The sequence below is a fragment of the Chryseobacterium gwangjuense genome, from assembly GCF_021311115.1.
GTDB classification, from domain to species: Bacteria; Bacteroidota; Bacteroidia; order Flavobacteriales; family Weeksellaceae; genus Chryseobacterium; species Chryseobacterium gwangjuense.
Genome location: NZ_JAJTNP010000002.1, coordinates 399,615 through 425,648, shown reverse-complemented (window position 1 = coordinate 425,648; position 26,034 = coordinate 399,615). Strand labels below are relative to the sequence as shown.

Genomic DNA, 26,034 nt, shown 5'->3' with positions numbered 1-26,034 from the left:
ACATTGGTACACAAATTAAAACTGGAAGAACTCAACAGAATAGATGTAGAAACATTTAAAACGATTGAAAAAATTCCTTTGGTAGTTGTTTTGGACAACATCAGAAGCATGCACAATGTAGGTGCTACGTTCAGAACAGCAGACGCTTTTTTAATTCAAAAGATTGTTCTTTGCGGAATCACTCCGCAACCTCCTCATCGTGAAATTCATAAAGCGGCATTAGGTGCTACGGAAAGTGTGGACTGGCTCCACGAAAGTGACATCAATACGGCTATTAATGATTTAAAATCTCAGGGTTTTGAAGTTATAGGTATTGAGCAAACAACAAACAGCAAGATGATCACCGATTTCACCATTGACCCCTCAAAGAAATATGCTGTTATTTTAGGAAATGAAGTGGAAGGAATCAGCGATGAAGCTCTTCCCAACATCGATACTTTCTTAGAAATTCCACAATTGGGAACAAAGCATTCTTTAAATGTAAGTGTATGCGGAGGAATTGTAATGTGGGAGTTTGCAAAGGCCCTAAAATAAAAAAACTGCATGTGTCTAAAAGACAGTGCAGTTTGAAATAAATCTAATAAAAAGTAAAAATGAAAGGCGACAAAGATACTTCTTTTTCTTTCACAAACAAATTTTAACATCAATTTTCAAAAAAAATCATTAAAAAAAACCGGGTCACAGAAAAAATTTAGTTTAATTTTTTATAAATTAGCACCATGTTTATCAAGGACTATATCTCAAAAGACTTTCCGTGCTTTAGCCTGACTGATTCGATAGAAGCAGCAAGGGAGTTATTAGAAGCTTTTGGATATTCGCATATTTTCATCAAAAAATCCCATCATTTTTACGGAGCTATCGCCATCGACTTTCTTTATGAAGAGGAAGGAATACTAAAAGACCTGGAACACCAGATAGAGCGTTTCGCTATATTGGAAGACAACAATATCCTGGACAGTATTCGGTTATTCCACACTTTTAATACGAACGTAATTCCTGTTATCAATAAAAATGAAAAATATTTAGGATATATTATCTGTGATGATATTTTTCAGGATTTATCAAAATATCCGCTGTTTTCTGAAACCGGGGCTATTCTTACGATAGAAACTCCTGCAAGAAAATACTCTATGACAGAAATTGCCAATATTGTAGAGAGTAATAATTCTAAATTTTATGGAGGATTTATTAGCTTCATGTCTGATGAAGTCATTCATGTTACCATAAAAATAAGCAATGAAAATCTTACCTCGATAGATGCCACATTCGACCGATATGATTACAGAATCGTGGAGAAATATTATTCCGACGAAAAATCAGACTTGTATAAAGACCGATTCGGATTTTTCCAAAAATTCATAGAAATCTAAGCATGAAAGCAGCCATATATTCTCAGAAAAAAGATCTTGACACCTTTTTATATCTCAGTAAATTTATTTCAGAGCTCGAAAGCAGAGGCGTAACATCTGTTCTTTATGATGAAATGGCGGAAGCTCTTCAGTTTTCAAAAATTTTCGAAACCTTTAATTGTAAGCAGGATCTTCTTGAAAAAGAAGTAGATCTTTTTTTTACTTTCGGAGGCGACGGAACGATTGTAAACTCTTTAACCTTTATTGAAGATCTTGAAATCCCAGTAGTAGGGGTAAATACAGGAAGATTGGGTTTCCTGGCAAGCTTTACGAAAGAAGAAGCTTTCAGAGAATTAGATGCCATCCTAAAAGGCGATATCAAAACAAGCCGAAGATCAGTCATTGAAGTGGTTTCTCCTGGCTTAGAAGAAGGTTTTTTCCCTTATGCTTTAAATGATGTTACCGTTTCAAGAAAAGAAACAACATCAATGATTACGGTAGATTCATATATTAATGATGAATTTCTGAATGTATTTTGGGGAGACGGAGTCATTGTTTCCACGCCTACCGGCTCTACCGCCTATTCATTAAGTTGCGGCGGACCTATCATCTCACCCAATAACGAAAATTTCGTCATTACTCCTATCGCTCCTCACAATCTTAATGTAAGGCCTTTGGTAGTGAATGACAGGGTAGAAATTAAATTTAAAGTGGAAAGCAGGGTTCCTCAGTATTCCCTTTCTTTAGACTCGAGATTGATTCATATAGAAACCGATAAAGAAATCATTATAAAAAAGGCTTCTTTTCAGCTCCTTTTGGTACAGCCTAATAATTTAAGTTTCTATGAAACCATCCGTCAAAAGCTACTTTGGGGCCGAGACAAAAGAAATTAGTTATTGAGCAAAAATGATTACCTTTACAGGAATTTTAAAAAGATCCTAATAATTTATATAAAAAGTAAAACATGAGCAGAATTTTTCCGGCAGGAGTTGCCACAGGTCAATTAGTTACCGACATTTTTCAATATGCTAAAGAAAATAAATTTGCATTACCGGCAGTAAACGTAATTGGTTCTAGCAACGTAAATGCAGTTATGGAAACTGCAGCGAAATTAAACTCTCCTGTTATTATTCAGTTTTCAAATGGTGGAGCTGCTTACAACGCAGGAAAAGGATTAAACAACGATGGTCAGAAGGCTGCTATTTTAGGAGCTATTGCCGGAGCAAAACATATCCACACGCTAGCAGAAGCTTACGGAGCCACTGTAATTCTTCACACAGATCATGCTGCAAAGAAATTATTGCCTTGGATTGACGGGTTAATGGATGCTAACGAAGAATTCTTCAAGCAAACAGGAAAATCTCTTTACTCTTCCCACATGCTAGACCTTTCTGAAGAATCTTTAGAAGAAAACTTAGAGATCTCTGCTAAATATTTCGAAAGAATGGCTAAAATCCAAATGACTCTTGAAGTAGAAATCGGAGTTACAGGAGGTGAAGAAGATGGTGTTGACAACTCAGACGTTGATAACTCAAAACTATATACACAACCGGAAGATATCGCTTATACATACGAAAAACTAAAAGCGATCTCTGACAACTTTACTATTGCAGCAGCATTTGGTAACGTACACGGAGTTTACAAGCCGGGTAACGTAGTTCTTACTCCGAAAATTCTTGACAATTCTCAGAAATTCGTTCAGGAGAAATTCGGAACTGCAGCAAAACCAATCAACTTTGTATTCCACGGAGGTTCTGGTTCGACTTTGGAAGAAATCAGAGAAGCAATTGACTACGGTGTAATCAAGATGAATATTGATACTGACCTTCAGTTTGCTTATACAGAAGGAGCAAGAGATTATATGATTAACAATATCGAGTATTTAAAAACTCAAATCGGTAACCCTGAAGGAGAAGAAAAACCAAACAAAAAGTACTATGACCCAAGAGTTTGGATGAGAAAAAGTGAAGAAACTTTCTCTACAAGATTAGTTCAGGCATTTGAAGATTTAAATAACGTAAATACTTTAAAATAAAAATTTGTAAGAAGTAAAATGTGTAAGGAGTAAGGTTCAATACTTTCTTTTTTATACATTTTACTTTTTACATTGTACATTAATACATTACAAAATGGCAGCATTCGACTGGTTTAAAAGAAAAGCAAAAAACATTACGACTTCTACTGATGAGAAAAAAGATGTTCCAAAAGGTCTTTGGCATCAAACTCCTTCAGGAAAAGTAGTTGAGCATGAGGAATTAAGAAGAAACAACTATGTTTCTCCTGAAGACGGATTTCATGTAAGAATTGGAAGTGCAGAATTTTTTGAGATCCTTTTTGATGAAGGTAAATTCACTGAGTTAGATGCTAACGTTGAAAGTATAGATATCCTTAACTTTAAAGATACAAAACCTTACGCAGACCGTCTAAAAGAAGTAAAAGCTAAAACAAAACTTACAGACTCTATCAGAAATGCAGTAGGAACTGTAAAAGGAACTGAAATGGTAGTTTCTTGTATGGACTTTGCTTTTATTGGAGGATCTTTGGGTTCTGTAATGGGAGAAAAAATCAGAAGAGCAATAGATTATTGTATCAAGCATAAACTTCCTTATATGATCATCTGTCAGTCCGGAGGAGCAAGAATGCAGGAAGCAACTTACTCTTTGATGCAATTGGCAAAAGTACAGGCGAAACTGGCTCAGCTTTCTGAAGCAGGACTTTTATACATCGCTTACCTTTGTGATCCTACTTTTGGAGGTATTACAGCTTCTTTTGCAATGACCGCAGATATTATCATGGCAGAACCGGGAGCATTAATCGGTTTCGCAGGACCAAGAGTTATTCGTGAAACAATCGGTAGAGATCTTCCGGAAGGTTTCCAGACTTCTGAATTCTTGCAGGAAAAAGGATTTGTGGATTTCATCGTGAAAAGAACTGAAATTCAGGATACAGTAGCAAAAACAGTAAATTTATTAGCAGTACGTGCTTAAAATTTGTAACAAAAATACAATCATCTCTCTCTAATTAGGGAGAGATTTTTATTTATGAGAACTTTCAAAATATTCTTTGATACGATTCGGAGTATGAGCTTTAAAAAGATCATGCGCCTTTTGTCGCTCGTTCTGCCCCATCCTCTTTTTTCTTTATTAAGTTTTCATGCCACGGTAAAAGCATTCACCATTGCTCAGAAAAAATTTCCGAAAACGGCTTCTAATAATGGTATCGGAAATGCTTTCAGACATGCATTATGGTCGTGTTTTATTATGATGTATTGCTGTAAGGTTTCTTCCCCTCAAAAAGCATTGGATTTTTGTAAAAGAATGACCGATATGCACGAAGAATTATTCCCCAATCAGCCTTTGGAAACAAAAATGGATCTTCATAACAACAAAATCGGGATGGATTATTTTATGGAATTGCTTCCAGGAATCCATCGTCAGTTCTTTGAAAAAAGCTTTTTTGTTGACGGGCTGGAAAAGAAAATGAAGGACGCGAAAGTTCTAAAAAATCTGGATGACGATTTTGATGGATTTTTGGTTTATCTTTCTGATGCTAATTCGTAAAGATGTTAAATTCTTAAGATGTAAATCTGTACATTTGTTTTTTATAGAACGAAATAAACGACTTCACGAATTAACAACTTAACAAAAAATAAAGATGGTTCTCAGCAGAATTTGGTCGGCATTTATCATTGTAGCCATTGCCATTGCAAGTATAAAATACATCTCCTCAAGCCACTACACAACCATTTTTAATGATATGGTTGTGGGTAAAGGCGGTGATACGGTACAGATTGCAACCCAGAAAATGAATACGCTTTCTCCGATTGTCCGAGACAGTTTGATGAAAAAGCCAGATTTTGCAGACAGCAGAATTCATTATAAAACCGATTCGCTGAAACAGGATGTAAAGGTATATCGTATTCAGGAAGCAGATGGTGTCATCGGAACTTCTGAAACGGCAGTGAAAATCTGTTTAGGTTTAATCGGAATCATGACTTTATTTATGGGATTCATGGGTATTGCGGAAAAAGCAGGCGGAATCAACCTGCTGAGCCGATTAATACAACCTTTTTTCTCAAAATTGTTTCCTGAAATCCCTAAAAACCATCCCGCTTTCGGACATATGCTGATGAATTTCAGTGCCAATCTTTTAGGTTTGGATAATGCTGCAACTCCTTTTGGTTTGAAAGCCATGGAAAGCCTGCAGACTTTAAACCCGAACAAAGACACGGCAAGTAATTCTCAAATTATGTTTCTTTGCCTTCACGCTGGGGGAATGACGCTGATTCCGGTTTCGATTATTGCAATCCGGGCTTCGATGGGCTCGAAAACACCGACGGATATTTTTCTTCCGTGTATGATTGCTACCTTCGCAGCAACTTTGGCGGCAATGATTATTGTTTCTTTATATCAAAAAATCAATTTATTAAGACCTATCGTTCTTGCTTATGTTGGTGGGATTTCTGCTGTAATTGCTTTGCTGGTTTTATATCTGGTTCAATTAAGTAAAGACCAATTGGATGATTTCAGTAAGGTTTTAAGCAATGGATTGATTCTCTTTATTTTCCTTGCGATCGTTCTTGGAGCGGTTTATAAAAAAATTAATGTTTTTGACGCATTTATTGAAGGCGCAAAAGAAGGTTTTACGACCTGTGTGAAGATTATTCCTTACTTAGTCGGAATGCTGATCGCTATTTCTTTGTTAAGAACTTCGGGTGTTTTTGATGTCATTATCGACGGAATGAAATGGGTAGCCAACGTTGCACATTTTGATCCTCGTTTTGTAGACGGACTTCCTACCGCTTTAATCAAACCTTTGTCCGGTTCCGGAGCAAGAGGAATGATGGTTGATACGATGACCACTTTTGGAGCAGATAGTTTCCAGGGGAAATTAGCAGCCGTTCTTCAGGGAAGCTCAGACACGACGTTTTACGTGATTGCCGTTTATTTTGGAGCAGTAGCCGTAAAGAATACTAGATACACAGTAATTGCCATGCTTTTGGCGGATTTGGTAGGTGTTATTACTTCTATTGCGCTTGCTTATCTTTTCTTTGCTTAATAATGGAAGAAAACAAACCCAATATTTTTGAAAAATCAACGGAAGTGATTGGCGGATTTCAAATCTTTCTTTCTCCTTTTTTGATTGGAATTTTGATTGCTGCTTTTGTTTATTTTCCAAATCCTAATAACTTAACATTAGCCATTGCCCTTGCAATTGTCATCTTAGGAATTTGTATTGGATTAATATTGGCTTTAAGAATTTATAAAAGTAAAGAAGGTACAATACACTTCATTTCCAGCACAAGTTCTACTCCTGAAATTGAAGAAACAACAGAAAAACAACAAAAAAAATGATTACAGATAAAGAATTCACATTAAGATTAATACGCCAGTTATCTCAAGCGTTGGAAAAACTTATTTTAGACAAACCAGAAGAAAGTTTAATGCAAAAAGAACTGGATTTCGAGACTTTGATGAGAGATATTTTCAAGTTTGATTTTACCACACTTTCATCAAAATCAAAAGAAGAAATTATTGAAATCGTAAACGAAAGACAGGAAAGAGATCATAAAGATTATTATGAAATGCTGGGGAACCTTTTCTATTTTAATGGAAAGACTACAGGAAACAAAGATTTCTTGGATAAAGCAAAAACATTTTACGAATTATATCTTCAGACCAGCGGAATTTTTGCTTTGCCCGTTATCAACAGAATTAATGAACTGAAGAATAGTTAAAAATCTAAGAGGGGGATTCTATGATCTGATCAGCCTTTGAATCTCTTTCTGATATTTTTTGTTACGGTTTTTAATCGTAAATAACCTCCACAAGAACAGTCCAAAAACAAGCAATCCTGACAGAACAACTGCTCCGATGTAATAGTTGTAGTGAGCCACGATTTCTTTGCTTTTTTTCTGGGCTTCTCCATTGTGAATATCAATCGCACGATCGACAGAGCTCAACTCACTTTGTTCTCTTTTTAAGCGGGTTTCAAAATATTTTTTGCTGTAAATCTGATATAAATTCTGATTTCCCATGGCAAGATAATTATCCGCCATTTCTTTATAAATTCCTTCATAAAGGGTAAGGTCTGCTACATCTTTGGAAAGAACTTCTGCTTTTGCCAATAAGTCTATAGCTGCCTGATTCTGATGTTTTTGTTTGTTCATTTCTGCCAAACCTTTCAACGCAAAAGCTTCTAAACTCTTCGCTTTGATTAAACTGGCCAGTTCCATAGATTTTATAAAAGCTGTTTCCGCATCTTTTAACTGATTAAGAAGAAGATAGCAATTTCCTATATTGTAATAAATGATACTTTGATTATAATACGTCTTCTCTTTTTCTTTTATTTTTTCAAAATTTTTAGCAGCAATCAAAAATTCCTGAAGTGCAATTTCAGGATTAGACTGGCTTTTGTAGATCATTCCGCGCAAAGCATAACTTCTTGCTGTTTCAAAATATTTAAATGACAGTCCTTCCGGAAGTTTTTCCAAATACTCATCTGCCTCATCCAGAGATTCAAGACTTTTGCTGATAAGTTCCATTTGTTGAAATTGGAAGGCAATAGAAATTAAGACCGTAATTTGCAGCTTCTGATCATTGGTTTTAGGAGCTAACTCCCTGGCTTTTAAAATATAACTGAGAGATTCATCAAAATTTCGTTTGGCAATTCCCGCAGTCGACATCATTAAATAAATTTTAATTGTTTTATTGATGTCTTTCTCCGTTTGAAGCAAATTCTTCCCTATACTGATGGCTTTATCAGGATTATTATACACTTCAAGGTTGGCCTGCTTCATCAGAGAATCATCAGAAATTTTCTGCCCAAAAACAGGAAACTGCCAACATAAAGCAATACACAAAATAAGATGAGCGATCTGTTTCATTCTCTTTTATTTTTTAAAATTTCCTGAATATAGGTATTGGGAGACATTCCTGTTACCGATTTAAATACATTGGTAAATGCACCATGCGAAGAAAAACCCGAATACTCAGCAAGATAGCTTACTTTGTAATTTAAATAAGCCGGATCTGTTTTTAATAAATGAGCTATATGATTAATTCTCAATTCATTAACATATCCATTAAAGTTTTTCCCTTTGGTGGTGTTAATGACCTCTGAAAGATATTTTGTGTTGATTCCGGTTTGTGCAGAAAGCATGGAAATCGACATGTTTTTATTTAAAAAGTGATCAGATTCTTCCCATTCTATTAATTTATTCAGAATTTCGTCTTCTTTTTCTTTAGAAACTTTCAGTAAATCTTTTTCGCTGGTTTTATTTTCTTTCCCTATATCATTTCTCTGCTTATTTGCCTGAGCCAACCTTAATTCTTCTCTTTCTTTTTGTTTTTCAAAGAAACCAAGCTGTTTTTTCAAATCCTTACTTCTTCCGGATTCATAGAAAGAGTAGACAATAATTCCAGCGACAAAAAACAAAACAATGATAGAAACATTTTTTAGCTGTCCAAACTTATGTTGTTTCTGATACTCAATATTTTTATTCTGATACGTCTCTACCAACTTTACAATATACTGTATTCCTTCTTTTTTATTACCATCCAGTTTCGTTTTCAGGTCTGTATAAAGATTATTGTAGTAATAATATTTTTCATCATTATGAAGTGCCAAATAATTTTTTGTAAGCAACTCATAATAAATAAGTTTCATATCATTATACGGCAGATTATCAATTTTTAAAAGACCTTTTTCTAAATAAATAATAGCTGTATTATAATCTTCTTTCAGGAAAAAATATCTTGCCATTGTTTCGTAAGCAAAAGCTGACAAAAAAACACTCCCTCCATGACGATCAATGTCTTTAATACCATCATCTAAGTGTTTTTTTGACTCTTCCAGTTTATTCAACCTCATTAAAAAAGTGGCTCGAAAAATGGCATTTTCCTGCTTTACAATCCTATTTTCTCCATTTTTTTCATCAAGATACCCATCACTTTTATCAAGGTTTTGCAAAGCACTTTCATAGCTTCTGGTAATCCCTAAATTAATGGCCTGAAGCTGGTAAATCTTACCCAATACAGCTCTTTCTTTAACATGCTTGCTTTTTAATAACTCCTGATTCGAAAGAATATCTGTAATAATTTTTCTCGACTGACTGTATAATCCTAAATTCTGATATTGGTCTGCAAGATTATAATCTCCATATAATTGAGCAAAAGAAGAACTCTTTTCATCGGTAATATCCTCATCTTTTTGATTTGAAATGTTCACAGCTTGCACATAATTTCCTTGCAGGGCATAAGCTTGAGAAATAATTTTCCTTAATATAATCTTATGCTCAATATCTTTATCGCTCATTAAAAGACTTTGGGAATAACTTATACAATCTTCAGGATTTTGATATAATTTTTGAAAAGCCTTGTCTGTTAAAATTCCAAAGTTCGGAACAGACTGGGCATTCATAAAAATTGGACATAACAGTATAAAAAATAATATTCTGATATTATTTCTCCTTATTTTTTTTGAAAATCCGGCTGTTTTTCTTCTTTTTTTTTCAGGTAATTCCATCATTCACCTTTTTCAAACCAATTTGCAATAAATTGATTTACAGGTTTTTAAATTTTAAACCCTTGCAAATTCATTGAATTATGCAAGCCCAGTCCTTTATAAAAAACAAATATAACTCTAATATTGTTCAAAGCCTAAAGAAGTTAAAAAAACAATAAACATATTGGCTTTTTCAACGAAAATAATTACAAAAAAAGAAAGCTTCTTGATTACAATTTGAGATATGAATAAATGATCATTCAGGTTTTCAAATTTTAAAAATAAGCCGGGAAATTTTCTTCGAAACAATAATTACTAACGATAAAACAAAAATATATGAGAAAACATTATCTGTTATGGATGCTTTTACTTCTTCCTTTTTTTAAGTTGAATGCACAGACTTACTGTACACCAACTGTCGGAGGAACATCTACTGCGAATTATTTGAAAAATGCTATTTTTTCAGATCAGGGTGCATTATATTATGATGCAACAAGTTATCAGGCTTATGTAGATAATTCTGCAAGCCATATGGTAACCTCTTATCCGGGAGGAACCGTGAAAGTCCATTTAGAATTTATCGGAGGAGGGACTAAATCTCTTGTCTGGGTAGACTGGAACTCGAATGGTGATTTTAACGATTTCTATGAAAATCCACTGGGAACATCTGCCTATTCAACTGTTGATGACCAATTTTTCGTTCCGCCAGCTCAAGCTCCGGGAGTTTATAGAATAAGAGTACAAACAGGAACAACTCTTAACGGTACCCCAAATCCTTGCGGACCTAATACTAACGGCAATGGTAATTTCGTAGACTTCAGTCTGAAAATTGTACCTACCCCAACTTGTTTCGTGCCTTCGGCTCTTACTTCCAGCAATATAACAACCAGTACCGCAACAATTTCTTGGACAGCTCCTGCTACAGCTCCAGGAAACGGCTATGAATATTATTACACTTCTTCTTCTACCGTTCCGGACGCTTCTACGCCGGCATCAGGAACAAGTACCACGACGTCTAAACCTCTTAGCGGATTAGCTTCTTTTACCACTTACTATTATTATGTAAGATCGGTTTGTGGCACATCTGATAAAAGCGCATGGTCTTTAAGAGGAACTTTCAAAACTAAATGCGATCCGATGACTTCTATGTTTCAGGATTTTGAAAGTGTTGTTACAACGGGAACACTTTATACTGTGGATTGCTGGGATAAAATCATTTTAGGCACCGGCTACCAAGCTGTTTCTGCAGGTTCGGGGGTCAATAGTTCAAAAGGATTATATCAAAGTTCAAGTGGTGCTGCTAATGCAGCTATTGCAGTTCTTCCGGCATTCAGTAATGTAAATGCAGGAACCCATTGGTTAAGATTCAAAGCCAGATATGCGGGTTCTACAGTTAGTCCTTTAGATATTGGTTATGTTACTAATGATACAGATGCATCTTCTTTTGTAAATGTTCAATCAGTAAATATTCTTAGTAATGTATTTGATGGATATGAATATTCGGTAGTGATACCCAATACTGTTCCTGCCAATGCAAGACTGGCAATTAGAAACGGAGGTGTGCCATCTAATTCTTTCTATATAGATAATGTTTATTGGGAGCCTAAACCAACTTGTATGACACCATCTAATGTAATTTTATCTAATACGACCAGTGCAAGTGTAGATATTGCATGGACTGCACCTACACCGGCTCCTGCTTTAGGGTATGATATTTATTACAGTACAAGCAATACGCCTCCAACTTCTTCTACAGCACCAAGCGTAACAGGGGTAACGGCAAATCCTTATACTTTACCGGGGTTGAACTCTGCAACAACGTATTACATTTGGGTAAGATCAAGATGTAGCACAACTGACCAAAGTGCTTGGACAAATATTAGTTCTGTCTTAACTCTTTGTGCTCCACAAACATCTCTTTTTGAAAATTTCGACGCTTATAACGCCGGGTTGATTGACACTAATGCACCATGTTGGAAAAAATTAGTTACCAATTCCGGAAGCGTAAATATAAACTCAACGGGGGCCTATTCCGGAACGAGACATATTCTACAAAGACCTCTTACGGGGACATCTATGGCTATTTTACCAGAATTAAGCAATATCAATGCTGGAACACATTCATTGACGTTCAGAGCATACTGCAGTGTAAATACGGGTAAAATAAAAGTTGGCTATATAACAAATCTTACAGATATCAATTCATTTGTATTGATTCAGGATGTAAATATCACCAATACTGCTTATACAGGAGCAAGTGAATACAGTGTGGTTATTCCGAGTACTGTTCCTGCTACAGCAAGACTTGTACTATATACAACATATGCTGAAGGAGGTAATGTTCTATACTATTGGGATAATATATCTTGGGCTCCTACTGTAGCATTGGGAACCAGTGAGGTAGCAGCAAAACATGACATCACTATTTACCCTAATCCATTTACGGATATGATCAATATTTCAGGAGATGTACAATTACAGTCTGTTTCCATCTATGATGCTTCTGGTAGAATGGTGAAAGAAGTAAAATCTTCAGAAAAAACAATCTCATTACACGAACTTAATTCAGGTGTCTATATGATCAAATTAACCCTGAAAAACGGTTCTTCTAAAACAATAAAAGCTGTTAAAAAGTAAATATGTTGTTTCTGTCATAATAAGTAGCGAGGTCATCTCGCTGCTTTTATGGCAGATTTATTCTTTCCCTTTTCTTATCCTATTTGATTAAAAATACCTACTTAAAATGATATAAAACTCTACCTTTTTTTATTATCAAAACAAAAATATTCAATGAGTCCTAAAAATACTTCTCATCATACAAAACAATGGCTTAGCTTTTCGAATAAGCTTTTGTTTAGTTTTTTATTGATGCTCTTTGCAAGCAATAAGCTTTTTTCACAAAGAGATACCGAACATTGGTTTGCTCCGATAAAAGAGGCATATACTAATACGACTAACAGACAGGCTTTATTTTTATCAACAGACATTACGGTTCCTTTTCCTGTTACTATTTATAACAACAATGTAATTATTGGTACGGTAACGATCAGTAAAGGAAATCCTCAATCATTCGTGATCCCTAAAGATGTTATGATTACAGATGCTCAATCTGAAATATTCAGTATCAAAACAAGAGGATTATATGTAAAAGGAGACAAACCTTTTTTCTGCACATTTAGATTTTCAGTAGATAAACATGGCGAAATTTTGACCTCTAAGGGAAAAGCTGGAATAGGAACAAAGTTTTTTGCAGCCTATGCTCCTTTGTCTGATAAAAATGTCAGTTTTAATTTTACCTGCGGAATTTTAGCCACAGAGGATAATACTACAGTAACTGTTTCCGGCTATAATCCTGCTGTTCAGTTTTCTAATGGAACTACAGGCACTAATAATCCTGTTATAACTTTTATTTTAAACAAAGGACAATCTTACATTATTGAAGGAAATGGAAACTTTACAGCTAATCTAACTGGTTTTATCGGAACCAAAATAGTCTCCAACAAGCCTATTTCTGTAACGAATGGTAATTTTACTGGTCAACATACCGCAATTGGAAACGGGGCAGGAGGAAACGATATTTATATGGATCAGTCTATTCCTGTAGAGCGATTGGGTGACGAATATATAGTAATGAAAGGAATGGCTCCGCTTGCCTATGAACTTGAAGGAGCAGTAGTTGTTGCTACAGAAAACAATACTCAGGTTTATCTGAATGACGAAACCACTCCTATTACTACTTTGAATGAAGGACAATTCTACAGAATTCTTTCGACAGGCTTCATCAGCCAGAATTCCAGCGGACATTATAATATGCGGATTAGAAGTACCAAAAAAATATATGTCTATCAGCTTTTGTCAGGAGGTACTTCAGGAACGTATTACAATACGGGTGGAGCTAATTACATCCCACCTATAAACTGTTTTCTTCCTAAAAAGATAGATGAAATTGGGATGATTAACATATTACCTTATTTCACAACTATCGATCCTAAAGTAAGATTAAATATTATTACTGAAACAGGGGCAAGTGTGTCTGTAAACGGAACAACCTTATCGGGTGTTCAGGGACCATATCCCGTGACGGGAAATCCAAACTGGCAAACGTATTCGTTGGAAAATGTTACCGGTAATATTACAGTAACCTCAACCAAAGCTATTACCGCAGGAATAGCTGCAAGTCACGAAGCTGTTGGCTATGGCGGTTATTTCGCCGGATTTTCTTCCATTCCTGTAATTGCTAAAAAGAATGGGAACTGTATTCCGGGTATGATTCTGGAAGTAGATGACAGCTACGCTTCTTATCAGTGGAACTTTAATGGAAATCCTATTCCGGGAGCTACAACAAATATGTATTCTCCAACAAAGGCGGGTAATTATACCGTAACCGTTTCTGTTGGAGGAAGCTGCCCTCCTGCAACAACTCCTGTTTTTGAGGTGGTAATGCCTCCGATTCCTCCCTCTTTGCTTTCTGCTCAGGAGATTTGCATTGATGCCACTACAACTTTAGATGCAGGAACCGGCTATCAATCATATGAATGGAGCACGGGAGCAACTACACAGTCTATATCAAATGTTGGTCCCGGAAATTATTGGGTGATTTTAGGATATAACGGATGTTTCAACAGACAAGAAGTTTCTGTAAAAGCAGCTCCTAAACCAGTGATCAAAAACATTGATCTTGAAAATAAAAAGGCTACCATTACCGTAACCGGAGGAAAGTCGCCTTACCTATATTCTACCAACAATATCAACTGGCAAACTTCTAATGTATTTAACAATCTTCCGAACGGACAGAATACATTTTATGTAAAAGATGCTTACAACTGTGAACCTGTACAGATAGAATTGACAGTCATCAATATCATCAATGCCATCACTCCAAACGGAGACAACATTAATGATACCATTTCTTATGCAGAGCTTAAATACAAGAAGGATTTGTCTTTCTCTGTATATGACCGATACGGAAACAATGTTTTTAAAGGCACTGCTTTCAACAACTATACTTGGGATGGAAGATTCAGCAACAAAAAAGTACTTTCCGGAACCTATTGGTACGAAATATCTTGGAAAGAACCTAATCTGCAAAACGCTACAATTAAATACACAGGGTGGATTTTATTGAAAAACAGAGACTGACTTTTTTAAAGTTTACAACTTATTAATAATCACAATATCATCAACAAAAGCTTCTGAACTAAATAGCTGTGATGGTTTGTTTAATTTAAATTTTCCTCATAATTTATGAAAAGGATTTTATTTATTTTTATACTGTTTTTATCTCTTGCCGTGAATGCCCAAAGAGATACAGACCATTGGTTTGCGCCTATGGCAGGAAGTCTTACCAACGGGAGCCCTAAACAAGCTTTGTTTTTGTCTACGGACAGCACAACACCTTTTCCTGTTACCATTTACAATAATAATATTGCAATAGGAACCGTAACGATCAGCAAGGGAAGTCCTCAAACATTCGATGTTCCACTCAATTTCATGCTGGGTCAGAATCCTTCTGATGCCATGAGTGTAAAAACCAGAGGACTTTATCTTCATGGTGATTTTCCTTTTTTTGCAACGTATCGATTTTCGGAAATCAATCATGGTGAGATTTTAACCTCTAAAGGAAAAGCAGGAATCGGCACAAAATTCTATGCTGTTTATGGTCCCTTACCAGCTAGTGGTGTTCCCGTCGGCGGCGTTCAAAATTTCACTTGCGGTATTTTGGCAACAGAAGACAATACACAAGTTAAAGTTTCAGGATATGATATGACCACCTGGTTTATTAATAATTTCAATGGTCTTACCCACCCTTCGATTACCATTACTCTAAACAAAGGGCAGTCTTACATATTTACAGGAGCAGCAAACAAACCAGGAAATAGGGACGGATTTATAGGAGCTAAAATAGAAGCAACCAAGCCGGTATCTGTAACCAATGGAAATTTTCGTGGTCAATTCGGTCTTAACCCGCCATATAACGGTGAAGATATCATCATGGATCAGTCGGTTCCTGTTGATCGTTTAGGAAATGAATTTGCCCTCATCAAAGGAATGGGAAACCTTCTTCCTGAAATTGAAGGCGCGATTATCGTAGCCACTGAAAATGACACTAAAGTATGGCTGAATAATAACCCTACTCCTGTTGCCACATTAAATGAGGGTGATTATTATCGTGTAAAAGCTACTAATTATATATTGAATGGACCTTCTCATTTTAATATGTATATTAGAACCAGTAAGAATGTCTATACCTACCAGCTTTTATCAGGTACTGCAGATAACGATGCTACAGAAGGATTTAACTACATGCCCCCCTTAAATTGTTTGCTTCCCAAAACTATTGATGAAATTGGGAAAATAGACGAAATGCCTTATGCTACTACTTTTAGCCCGCCTCTTTTTGTAAAATTAAATATCCTTACACAGGCAGGAGCTACTGTAATGGTAAACAACATACCTCTGGCTGCAGCTTATGGCCCTTTCCCCATTACCGGAACAACGAATTGGGTATCTTATACCGTTCCTAATATAGCTGGTAATATTACCGTAAATTCAACAAAAGCAGTCACTGCAGGGATTGCAGGAGGTAGTGGAAATTTGGGTTACGGAGGATATTTTGCCGGGTTCAGCTCTATTCCTGTTATCAGCAAAACCACAGGAGAGTGTGCTCCGGGTATCGTTTTACAGGTTGAAAGCGGTTTTAGTAGCTATCAATGGAATCTTAATGGAAATCCTATTCCTGGCGCTACCTCCAACACCTATTCTCCTACCCAAGGAGGAAACTATACCGTGACGATTACTAAGGAGAACTGTTCCTATACAACTTATGCTTACAAGGTGTATTCTTGTCTGGTAAATACTGTAAAACCATTAAATATTTGTAGTACGGGAACTCCGGTTACCATTACTCCTACTTTTACGAGCTCTACTCAAACCCCGGTTCCCAGTACAGTACAAATCATTACTCCCCCTGCAAACGGTACATTAACGTTAAATCCTGCTACAGGAATTTTGACGTATACCGCTAATGCAGGAACGACAACGGATACCTTTACCTATAAGTTCTGTGGAAACGATCCTAATTTTACTGATTGCGAACAGGTAAAAGTAAATATTACCGTAGTTCCTCTGGTTCTAACAGATACTACAGTAAGCACTTGTAATGTCGGAGGAAACGGTATTTTTGATTTAACGACAGCCAATGTGGGAGCTCCTGCTTCTGCAACTAAAAAATATTATCGAACATTAGCAGATTTAAATGCAAATACGAATGAAATTATACCTGCCAATGCATATCCGTCAACAGTTCCTGCTAGTGTTTATGTAAAAGTAACCACAGTAGATGGTTGTACTGCCAATGCTAAAATCACGTTGCAATTTTATCCGAGAGTAAACGTACAGGATGCTGCTTTAACCGAATGTTTCAATGAAAATGATCCTAGCACCGGAACATTTAATTTAACCACAGCTGCCGTTACAACGACCAATCCTGTGACAAAAAAATACTATCCAACACTTAACGACGCTACCAACGGAACCAATGAAATTACATCGCCTGCAAACTACATTTCAGCGAATTCTATTGTTTATGTAAAGGTAATTTCCAACGACGGATGTTTCGATTTTGCTAAAATAACCCTGAAAGTTATTCCTCCGAAACCATCTGCAATGTTGAAAGATCAAACAATATGTCCGGAAGGTCGTACTACTTTAGACGCTGGTCCTGGCTACACTTCTTACTTGTGGAGTACAGGAGCAACTACACAATCTATACAAAATGTTCCGGTAGGAGATTATTGGGTTCTACTTTCTTCGGACGGTTGTAAAACGAAACAAGTTGTGAAGGTTCATCCTTTTGAAATTCCAAAAATTAAGAATGTAAATGTGAAAAACAATACTGCAACTGTACTTGCAGAAGGCGGAGTTCCTCCTTATCAGTATTCCAGAGACGGACAAATATGGCAAGATTCTAATCTGTTTACCTATCTGCCTCGTGGTAAGAATAGTTTTTATGTAAAAGACTCTAACAATTGTGCTCCGGTTCAGATTCAGGTAACGATAGCTAATCTCGTCAATGCAATTACTCCTAATGGAGATGGCAGAAATGATACTTTAGATTATTCTGAACTCTCTTATCTGAAGGATTTAAAAATCTCTATCTATAACAGATACGGACAACTCCTTTATTCTTCTGACAGAAATAATAACTTCCACTGGGATGGTTCTATTAATGGAACTCCTGTAAGCAGTGGTACTTATTGGTACGAAATAAAATGGACCGATCCGGACACCAATAAAATGGTGACTTATACCGACTGGATATTAGTAAAAAATAGAAATTAAATAAATGTATGTGATGATGATTAGGATTAGGGATTAATGTTGAGGGAATATTTTTGTTTTGGGCTGTCTTTTAGGACAGGGCAGCCCTTTTTTGTTAATCTTAATGAATCTTTATAATTTATTATGAAAAAATATGTACTTATTCTTTTAATATTAATCTTAAAAGGAAGTAACTTATTAGCACAAAGAGATACCGAACACTGGTTTGCACCCATGATGTCGAGACTTAACAGCCTTAACAAACAGGCTTTATTTTTATCAACAGATTCCACTGTTCCTTTTTCCGTTACAATTTATAATGATAATACCATTATCGGGACAGTAACAATCAGTAAAGGGAATCCACAATCTTTTGACATTCCTCTGGATATGATGATTTCCGGAACTCCATCAGAAGCTTTTAAAGTTACCGGACGCGGTCTTTATGTAAAAGGAGAAAAACCATTTTTTTGCACCTTCAGATTCTCCACAAATAAACACGGAGAAATATTAACCTCCAAAGGAAAAGCAGGCACCGGAAATAAATTTTATGTTGCTCATGCTCCTATTGGTGTTACATTAAACGAGTATAATTTTACCTGTGGGGTTTTAGCTACGGAAGATAATACAACAGTAACGGTATCTAATTACGACCCTTCTGTGCAGTTTTCTAACAATACATCAGGCACCACTAATCCCACAATGACTTTTATTTTAAATAAAGGGCAGTCTTACATTATAGAAGGTAGCGGAAGCTTAGCCCCCAATCGGACAGGTTTTATTGGAGCAAAAATAGAAGCTAACAAGCCTATAACTATTACGAATGGTAATTTTCGCGGACAATTAGACAATTTATTAATTAACGGAGGTGATATTTTAATGGATCAGTCTATACCTGTGGAACGCCTGGGAAATGATTTTGTCCTTGTAAAAGGTATGGGCCTTATTTCCGAAAACATTGAAGGAGCCCTCATAGTAGCTACGGAAAACAACACTCAGATTTATTTAAATGATAACAACAGCCCTGTAGTAACGCTAAATGAAGGGCAATTTTACAAAATAGATTCTAATTATTATAAGACCTATGGCTTTAGTGGACACTCTAATATGAGAATTAGCTCCACCAAAAAAATCTATGTTTATCAATTAATGGCAGGAACTACAAACCAAAGTGATCTTACAGTAGGTGCTAATTATATTCCTCCACTCAATTGTTTTCTCCCAAAAAAAATAGATGAAATAGGCATGATTAATATTTTGCCTTATCATACAACAATTACTCCTTTTGTAAAGTTGAATATCATTACAGAAACAGGAGCCAGCGTGTCTGTAAATGGAACCACTTTATCAGGAATTCAAGGCCCGTATCCTGTAACAGGAAACCCGAACTGGCAAACGTATTCCTTGGAAAATGTAACCGGTAATATTACAGTAACCTCAACCAAAGCCGTTACTGCAGGGATAGCAGCAGGAGAAGGAGTTGTTGGCTATGGCGGCTATTTTGCCGGATTCTCTTCCATTCCTGTAATTGCTAAAAAGAACGGAAACTGTATTCCGGGTATGATTCTGGAAGTAGATGACAGCTACGCTTCTTATCAGTGGAACTTTAATGGAAATCCTATTCCGGGAGCTACAACAAATATGTATTCTCCAACAAAGGCGGGTAATTATACCGTAACCGTTTCTGTTGGAGGAAGCTGCCCTCCTGCAACAACTCCTGTTTTTGAGGTGGTAATGCCTCCGATCCCTCCCTCTTTGCTTTCTGCTCAGGAGATTTGCATTGATGCCACTACAACTTTAGATGCAGGAACCGGCTATCAGTCTTATGAATGGAGCACGGGAGCAACTACACAGTCTATATCAAATGTTGGTCCCGGAAATTATTGGGTGATTCTAGGCTATAACGGATGTTTCAACAGACAAGAAGTTTCTGTAAAAGTAGCTCCAAAGCCGGTGATCAAAAATATTGATATTGAGAATAAAAAAGCTACTCTTACCGTAACCGGAGGAAAACCTCCTTATCTGTATTCCACGAACAATATCAATTGGCAAAGTTCTAATGTATTTAATAATCTACCGAACGGACAGAATACATTTTATGTAAAAGATGCTTACAACTGTGAACCTGTGCAGGTAGAATTGACAGTCATCAATATCATCAATGCCATTACTCCAAACGGAGACGACATTAATGATACCATTTCTTATGCAGAGCTTAAATACAAGAAGGATCTGTCTTTCTCTGTGTATGACCGATACGGAAACAATATTTTTAAAGGCACTGCTTTCAACAACTATACTTGGGATGGAAGATTCAGCAACAAAAAAGTGCTTACAGGAACGTATTGGTACGAAATATCATGGAAGGAATCTAATCTGCAAAATGCAGCCATCAAATACACCGGCTGGATTTTATTGAAAAATAGAGATTAATAAATAAATTCATATGATGATTGGAATTGGAAATTAATGTTGAGGGAATATTTTTGTTTTGAGCTGTCTTTTTTAGACAGCTTTTTTATTTTTTATAAAAGGTTTTTCTTTTATAAATCTTTTGTGTGATTCATTTTTAATAATGATTACTCGATCAATTGTTTTCAAATAAAAACCGTGTTAAAGTCGTTACACTTTAACACGGTTATGAAAATTAAATTATTTATTTCTTAGAATGTGATCTTATAACTTCCTGTAGAAGAAACATTCGCTTTTTCAGCTTTTACATATCTTTTTACCCATTCAACTGAAGTTGAAGCAACACAAGGGTCTGAAACCCCTCCTGATCTTCTGGCTGAAACTACATTTCCTGCTTTATCTACGGTATAAGCAATCGTAATAGAGCCACTTGCTGTACAATTATGAGAGGGTTGTGCACCACCTCTTCCCATGGTTCCGGGAATATAGCCTACCAATTTTCTGTCGATTCCTACTCTACTGTCACCATTTCCGTCGCCTCCTAAAGGATCCCCCGCATTTCCAATTCCTGTTCCGTCTCCCTGGCTTCCTGCTTTTGTTCCTCTTCCTTTAATCAAATTTCCGATAGCTGCCGTTCCTTTTCCGTCTCCATTTCCGGTCTTTGAATTGGCGGTAACTGCACCCGATTTTTTAGTGTTTTTAGAAGCACTTGTACTTGTAGCTGCTTTTTTATTATCTGCTTTTGATTCTTCTTTTTTAGGAACGGCCACTTTAGAATTATTTCCTGTAATGATCTTTTCCTTAGCTTCTGATTTTTTAGTTTCAGGTTGTGGCTCCGGTTTTATAATCGTTTTAGTTTCTGGAACTGCTGTTTCTACAGGTTCCGGGGTAACTTCTTCTGTTGCAGCGGCCAAACTTCCCGGCTGATCTGCGGGTTCTTCTACGCCATTTCCATTTCTGTTATCCCCAAAATTAACCAACATTGTTGTAATAACCTCCGGTTCGGGATCCAACGTGGGTTTTAATTTATATAAAAAAACAAACAGCAAAATCGCAGACCAAATAAGAACAGAAAGCAATGCGCTTTTTATTTTATCTCTGTTTTCTTCTTGTTTATTTATAACGTAGCTTTTCATGTTTGAAATAATCTTTTTCCGGATAATTGCTGATTATTTATCCTTTACTGTTGCAATAGCAATATTAAATTTATTCTTTTCTGCAATTTCCATCACAAAAACCACATCTTTATGCATTGTATTTTCGTCTGCTCTTATCGTGAAAGACTTATTGGTTTGATTTGCCAGTTTATCAACAATGATTTGCTCCAACTGATCTTTGTTTGCAGGATTGTCATCCACAAAATAAGATCCGTCAGGTTTTATACTTACCGTTAAAGGATTGGGTATATTGTCATCTACCGCTCCCGCTTTCGGCAATTTAACATCAATAGCACTCTGATTGGCTGCAGAAGAGGTGATCATAAAAAAGATCAGCATCAGCAAAATAACATCTGTCATTGCCGCCAAACTGAATTCGGGATTCGCTTTATTTCTTCTCTGAATTTTCATCTGGAAAGATTTATAAAGGTTTATTGATAAGATCTAAAAATTCTCCTGACATATTCTGAGCTTTCAATACAAACTTATCGATTCTTGTTAATAATATATTGTAGAAAAAGTTAGCCGGAATTGCCACTGCAAGACCTACCGCAGTTTGTCCCAAAGCAGTATAGATACCTTCAGAAAGTGTTTTTGGCGAGAAAGAACCTGTTGCGTGCGAAAGATTAAAGAAAGCGATAATCATCCCGATTACCGTTCCTAAAAGTCCCAACATAGGAGCAATACTTGGAACCACCGCCAAAAGGTTCAGGTTTTTTTCCATATTCGCGACCTCAACCTGAGCCTGGGATTCCATTGCGCTTACAATATCCGAAACAGGACGTCCTAATCTTGAAATTCCTTTTTCTAAAATTCTTCCTTCCGGAGAATTCTGTCTTTTACAATAATCCGAAGCAGATTCTATTTTACCTTCTTTAATGAAGTCTTCAATATTATCCATAAAATTGGAATCCGTTTTTGAAATCAGCCTTTTAATAAAGAAAAAACGTTCAAAAAAAAGATATACCGAAAACACACCAAGTGCTAATACGGTTACCATCACTATTTTAGCGAAAGCACCTCCATGAAACATGATCTTCCAAAATGAAAATTCTAAGTCTTCTGTATTCACTGCCGGTGTAGCAATTTGTGCAAATAAAATCTGAGTAAGTTCCGTTAACAGCATTAATATGTAGTTTTATAATGGTTTTAAACGACAAAAATAATAGAATATTATTAATTGATGTCTTAAAAAATGCTTAAAAAACAACTTAAAATTAAGTTGCTTTTTACAAACAGCAAAATTCTCTCCAAAAAAATTGAAAAGAATTAATTTTATTAAAAAGTATTGAATAAAATAGACTAGTCTTCGTCTACCTCAATATCATCCTGTTTAAATTCGCATTTAAGCCTGAAAGGTATCGGAGCATCTGAACCTGTATAAAAATCGTCAATTGTTCCTTTCCAAATCACCTGAAGCTCTCCCTCTTCATTTTTTTCAAACTGAAGCTCATTATCGTAAATAAACGCTTCTTCATCGTCAAAAAGATCTACTTCTGTGTAGTTGTCTTCATCAGAATCATTAATTTGAATCGTTTTTCCTTCTATTTCCCCAGATTCGATAGGGAAATCAAAGACTTCAAGCGAAAGTTGTGGAAAATTGTACTGTAAAGAATCATCATCAACATGATCCAAACTGTCATCCGTAATAATTTCAACCTCTAAAAAATGTTGCTGGTTGCTATAGACCGCTTTGCAATAAGTGTTTCTGATATTGTATTTTAGCGTTTCGTCCGGATGGTAAATTTTTAAAATCCCTTTCATTATTTCTTAAAAAAAGAACTGTAATAGTATGATTGTTAAACGTTTTCAGCAAAGATAAAAAATAGATTGAATGTGAAAAATATTTTGAAAAATATTTTTGTAAAATCCTTCTTCAAAACACCCGTTTTTGTTATTATTAATTACTTTTGTTCTTCAAAGATTCTGAAAATGAAAAACATTCTATTAAAAGGCATCGTCGGTTTAGGATTAATGATGAGTGTTGCTTCTTGTAAGAAGTCGGACTCTCCTTTAACTAAAGTAACACCGAGTAATTTAGACTCTATTACGTCGAATTATTATGAGCAATATCTTAAACTTTACCCTCTTGAAGCTACTTCTCAGGGAGATCTCAGATATAATGACCAGTTACCTATAAACATAGATAAAGATTTTATTTCCGGCGAGATTTCTTTTTATAATTCGATCCAGAAACAATTGGAAAATGTTGACTATAAAGGTCTTTCTGATGAAGATAAAGTAGTATATGATGTGCTGGATTTCATGCTGAAAGATAGAATTGAAGGCTATGCATATCATCCTGAGTATATTCCGTTTACCCAGTTTGGCGGATTGCCGTTAAGTTTTCCTTTGTATGGAAGCGGACAGGGAAGCCAACCTTTCAAAACAGAAAAAGATTACAGCGACTGGTTAAAAAGAATGGAGAAATTCCCGGATTGGATGAGTGCTGCTACAGACAATTTCCGAGAAGGAATCAACAATAAAATGGTACTTCCTAAAAAATTGGTTGTTAAAATGATTCCTCAAATGAGAGCAGAAGAAATCATTACAACAGACTTGGAGAAAAATATTTTCTACGGACCGATTAAAAACTTCCCGAAAAACTTTACCAAAGAACAAAAAGATAAATTTTCTGTTCTTTACAAGGAAACTATTGTAAAGAAAATTATTCCTGCCTATACAAAAATGGGTGATTTCTTAGAAAAAGAATACTTGCCGAAAGCCAGGGAAACAGACGGCTACAACAGCCTTCCAAACGGAAAAGAAATTTATCAGTATTATGCAAAAAGCTGGACAACCACCAATAAATCTCCTGAAGAGATCAACAAAATAGGACTTCAGCAGGTGGCTATGCTTCGTGCAGAAATGGAAAAAGTAAAACAACAGGTTGGCTTCACCGGAACGTTGGAAGAGTTTATCAACTTCGTAAAAACAGATCCTAAAGCAATGCCTTACAAAACCTCAAAAGAAGTTTTAGGAGCATTCAACGGAATCCTGTCAAAAATTACCCCGAAACTGAAAACCATGTTCTCCGTAACACCTAAAACAGGATTTGAGATCAGACAGACCGAAAAATTCAGAGAAGCAAGCGCAAGTGCGGAATACATTCAGGGAACTCCGGATGGAAAAAGACCGGGTATTTTTTATGTTCCGCTTCCTGATCCTTCGAAATTCAATGTGACTTCAGGAATGGAATCTCTTTTCTTACACGAAGCAATTCCGGGACACCATTATCAGGTTTCTCTTCAACAGGAAAACACAAAACTTCCAAAATTCATGAGATTCGGATGGTTTGGAGCTTATGGAGAAGGATGGGCTCATTATTGCGAAACGTTAGGTCCTGAATTTGGGTTGTATACAGATCCTTATCAAAAAATGGGCTATTTAAGTGATCAGATGCTAAGAGCGGTAAGACTAGTAGTAGACACTGGTTTACATACAGGGAAAATGACAAGAGAGGAAGCGATTAAATATTTCCTTAGCAACATCTCTTATGATGAAGCAGGCGCAACAGCCGAAGTAGAAAGATATATGGCAATGCCTGGACAAGCTTTAGGATATAAAATCGGTTCTTTAAGAATCCGTGAACTAAGAGAAAAATACCAAAAAGAACTGGGTACGAAATTCAACTTGGCAAGCTTCCACGATGAAGTACTAAGCCAAGGATGTCTTCCTTTGGATGTTCTGAACAGAAAAATGGAGCTTTGGGCGAAAAAGCAGAAATAAAATAGGAAAGTCACAAATTAATTTTTGTGGCTTTTTTGTTAGATTTATAAAACTGAAAACAAATTAATTCAAAGGATATTTTAAAGATTTAATAAATAGAAAATGATCACAAAAAGTCTACAATCACTTTACACAAGAGATTTAAATAAGTTAAAACAGGAAATTGAATCTTATCAAAATGAAGACTCGATTTGGAAAACAGATAAAAACATTTTGAACTCAGCAGGAAACTTATGCCTTCATTTGATTGGAAATCTTAACCATTTTGTTGGCGCACAATTGGGGAATTCAGGATACATCAGAAATCGCGACCTTGAATTTTCATTAAAAGATGTTCCAAGAGCTAAACTTATTGAAAAAGTTGAAGGAACATTAGCGATGGTGACTTCAACACTTGATAAACTATCCGCTGAAGATATGGAAAAGGAATATCCTCTTGAAGCATTGGGATACAAAATGACAACGGAATATTTTCTGATTCATTTATTCGGTCATTTGAGCTATCATCTGGGACAGATCAATTACCATAGAAGATTATTGGATGTGGAATAGTTTTTAAATTA

The 26,034-nt window shown here is 35.8% G+C and carries 21 protein-coding genes; 15 read left to right on the top strand and 6 right to left on the bottom strand.

Annotation, left to right across the window (positions count from 1 at the left end; translation table 11 throughout):
• Nucleotides 1-3 precede the first annotated feature (3 nt).
• The 9 genes from LV842_RS05400 (at nt 4) to LV842_RS05360 (ending at nt 7,086) form a co-directional block, all read left to right on the top strand.
• Complete coding sequence (locus tag LV842_RS05400) at nt 4-534, top strand: RNA methyltransferase (RefSeq protein ID WP_233110436.1); 531 nt, start codon at nt 4-6, stop codon at nt 532-534.
• 185 nt (nt 535-719) lie between these two features.
• Entirely contained in the window at nt 720-1,370 is a 651-nt protein-coding gene (locus LV842_RS05395; protein WP_233110435.1) for a CBS domain-containing protein, read from the top strand.
• 2 nt (nt 1,371-1,372) lie between these two features.
• Entirely contained in the window at nt 1,373-2,242 is an 870-nt protein-coding gene (locus tag LV842_RS05390; RefSeq protein WP_233110434.1) for an NAD kinase, read from the top strand.
• A gap of 71 nt (nt 2,243-2,313) precedes the next feature.
• Nucleotides 2,314-3,384, top strand: coding sequence for a class II fructose-bisphosphate aldolase (fbaA, locus tag LV842_RS05385; protein ID WP_233110433.1), 1,071 nt, complete (start codon nt 2,314-2,316; stop codon nt 3,382-3,384).
• A 94-nt stretch (nt 3,385-3,478) separates the two neighbouring features.
• Nucleotides 3,479-4,336 (top strand): acetyl-CoA carboxylase, carboxyltransferase subunit beta, encoded by an 858-nt coding sequence (accD, locus tag LV842_RS05380; RefSeq protein ID WP_233110432.1) that lies wholly within the window; start codon nt 3,479-3,481, stop codon nt 4,334-4,336.
• A gap of 54 nt (nt 4,337-4,390) precedes the next feature.
• Nucleotides 4,391-4,909, top strand: coding sequence for a DUF6973 domain-containing protein (locus LV842_RS05375; RefSeq protein WP_233110431.1), 519 nt, complete (start codon nt 4,391-4,393; stop codon nt 4,907-4,909).
• Nucleotides 4,910-5,003: 94 nt separating this feature from the next.
• Nucleotides 5,004-6,407, top strand: a complete 1,404-nt coding sequence (locus LV842_RS05370) for a nucleoside recognition domain-containing protein (RefSeq protein WP_233110430.1) — start codon at nt 5,004-5,006, stop codon at nt 6,405-6,407.
• Nucleotides 6,408-6,409: 2 nt separating this feature from the next.
• On the top strand, nt 6,410-6,703 hold the full coding sequence (locus LV842_RS05365) for a hypothetical protein (RefSeq protein WP_233110429.1): 294 nt from the start codon (nt 6,410-6,412) through the stop codon (nt 6,701-6,703).
• Complete coding sequence (locus LV842_RS05360) at nt 6,700-7,086, top strand: hypothetical protein (RefSeq protein ID WP_233110428.1); 387 nt, start codon at nt 6,700-6,702, stop codon at nt 7,084-7,086. The genes LV842_RS05365 and LV842_RS05360 overlap by 4 nt, the downstream gene beginning before the upstream one ends.
• A gap of 18 nt (nt 7,087-7,104) precedes the next feature.
• Here LV842_RS05360 and LV842_RS05355 read toward each other — a convergent pair whose 3' ends face one another.
• Both LV842_RS05355 and LV842_RS05350 read right to left on the bottom strand, forming a co-directional pair.
• Nucleotides 7,105-8,235 carry a tetratricopeptide repeat protein gene (locus LV842_RS05355; RefSeq protein WP_233110427.1) on the bottom strand — a complete coding sequence of 377 codons (1,131 nt, stop codon included), beginning with the start codon at nt 8,233-8,235 and terminating at the stop codon, nt 7,105-7,107.
• The gene (locus LV842_RS05350; RefSeq protein WP_233110426.1) at nt 8,232-9,770 is read right to left on the bottom strand and encodes a helix-turn-helix domain-containing protein; all 1,539 of its coding nucleotides are present in this window, start codon (nt 9,768-9,770) and stop codon (nt 8,232-8,234) included. The genes LV842_RS05355 and LV842_RS05350 overlap by 4 nt, the downstream gene beginning before the upstream one ends.
• A gap of 420 nt (nt 9,771-10,190) precedes the next feature.
• Here LV842_RS05350 and LV842_RS05345 point away from each other — a divergent pair, with 420 nt between their 5' ends.
• The 4 genes from LV842_RS05345 to LV842_RS05330 all read left to right on the top strand — a co-directional run bounded on the left by LV842_RS05345 (nt 10,191) and on the right by LV842_RS05330 (nt 20,606).
• The gene (locus LV842_RS05345) at nt 10,191-12,491 is read left to right on the top strand and encodes a T9SS type A sorting domain-containing protein (protein ID WP_233110425.1); all 2,301 of its coding nucleotides are present in this window, start codon (nt 10,191-10,193) and stop codon (nt 12,489-12,491) included.
• 153 nt (nt 12,492-12,644) lie between these two features.
• Nucleotides 12,645-14,993, top strand: a complete 2,349-nt coding sequence (locus LV842_RS05340; protein ID WP_233110424.1) for a T9SS type B sorting domain-containing protein — start codon at nt 12,645-12,647, stop codon at nt 14,991-14,993.
• Nucleotides 14,994-15,098: 105 nt separating this feature from the next.
• Nucleotides 15,099-18,194: a T9SS type B sorting domain-containing protein gene (locus tag LV842_RS05335; RefSeq protein WP_233110423.1), complete on the top strand. Its 3,096-nt coding sequence runs from the start codon at nt 15,099-15,101 to the stop codon at nt 18,192-18,194.
• A 123-nt stretch (nt 18,195-18,317) separates the two neighbouring features.
• Complete coding sequence (locus tag LV842_RS05330) at nt 18,318-20,606, top strand: T9SS type B sorting domain-containing protein (RefSeq protein WP_233110422.1); 2,289 nt, start codon at nt 18,318-18,320, stop codon at nt 20,604-20,606.
• 230 nt (nt 20,607-20,836) lie between these two features.
• Here the strand turns inward: LV842_RS05330 and LV842_RS05325 are convergent, their stop codons facing one another.
• From LV842_RS05325 to LV842_RS05310, 4 genes are all read right to left on the bottom strand, one after another.
• Nucleotides 20,837-21,721, bottom strand: a complete 885-nt coding sequence (locus LV842_RS05325; protein ID WP_233110421.1) for a ferric siderophore ABC transporter substrate-binding protein — start codon at nt 21,719-21,721, stop codon at nt 20,837-20,839.
• A 33-nt stretch (nt 21,722-21,754) separates the two neighbouring features.
• A complete protein-coding gene (locus LV842_RS05320) occupies nt 21,755-22,153 on the bottom strand; it encodes an ExbD/TolR family protein (protein WP_233110420.1) in 399 nt (132 codons plus the stop codon).
• A gap of 10 nt (nt 22,154-22,163) precedes the next feature.
• On the bottom strand, nt 22,164-22,868 hold the full coding sequence (locus LV842_RS05315; protein WP_233110419.1) for a MotA/TolQ/ExbB proton channel family protein: 705 nt from the start codon (nt 22,866-22,868) through the stop codon (nt 22,164-22,166).
• A gap of 176 nt (nt 22,869-23,044) precedes the next feature.
• Nucleotides 23,045-23,506 (bottom strand): hypothetical protein, encoded by a 462-nt coding sequence (locus LV842_RS05310; RefSeq protein WP_233110418.1) that lies wholly within the window; start codon nt 23,504-23,506, stop codon nt 23,045-23,047.
• A gap of 168 nt (nt 23,507-23,674) precedes the next feature.
• Between LV842_RS05310 and LV842_RS05305 the strand changes: the two genes are divergently transcribed.
• On the top strand, nt 23,675-25,471 hold the full coding sequence (locus tag LV842_RS05305; protein WP_233110417.1) for a DUF885 domain-containing protein: 1,797 nt from the start codon (nt 23,675-23,677) through the stop codon (nt 25,469-25,471).
• A gap of 102 nt (nt 25,472-25,573) precedes the next feature.
• Nucleotides 25,574-26,023: a DinB family protein gene (locus tag LV842_RS05300; RefSeq protein WP_233110416.1), complete on the top strand. Its 450-nt coding sequence runs from the start codon at nt 25,574-25,576 to the stop codon at nt 26,021-26,023.
• The last annotated feature ends 11 nt before the right edge of the window (nt 26,024-26,034 follow it).